Origin of the sequence: Streptomyces sp. SP17BM10 (assembly GCF_036322405.1) — a bacterium.
Lineage (GTDB): Bacteria > Actinomycetota > Actinomycetes > Streptomycetales > Streptomycetaceae > Kitasatospora.
Map to the genome: position 1 here is coordinate 1 of NZ_JAQYXB010000597.1, position 397 is coordinate 397.

Genomic DNA, 397 nt, shown 5'->3' on the forward strand with positions numbered 1-397 from the left:
ACCTCATCGTGGTGCAGCAGGCCCGCGGCGCCGTCGAGGACGCCCGCCTGGCGCTCGCCGCCGTCGAGGGGGAGATCGCCCACCGGGGCACGCTGCCGCCCAGGGTGACCGAGGCGGAGGACCGGGCCCGCGCCGAGCACCAGCAGCGGCTCCCGCCCCGGGCCGCCCCCAGACGCGCCACAAAGACCAGCGCCGCGGCCCTTCATCACCACGTTCCGCTGCTCCCCCCTCCTGACCTGCGGTCGGTCGACGTGCGCGCGCCGGGCGGCGCGCTCCAGCTGTGCCCAGTCCGCGGTGAGCCGTTCCAGCGCGGCCACCGGCGCCTCCTGGGCGTCGTCGGGTGCGGCCTCCCTCGCGCGGGCCGTGGCCAGCGCGGCGGCCTGGGCGCAGTGGGCGG

General features: G+C 79.3%; 1 protein-coding gene. It reads left to right on the forward strand.

What is annotated here, in order from left to right; all coding sequences use genetic code 11:
• A partial coding sequence (locus tag PUR71_RS21730) for a hypothetical protein (RefSeq protein WP_329928740.1) occupies positions 1-397 on the forward strand: 397 nt, incomplete at both ends.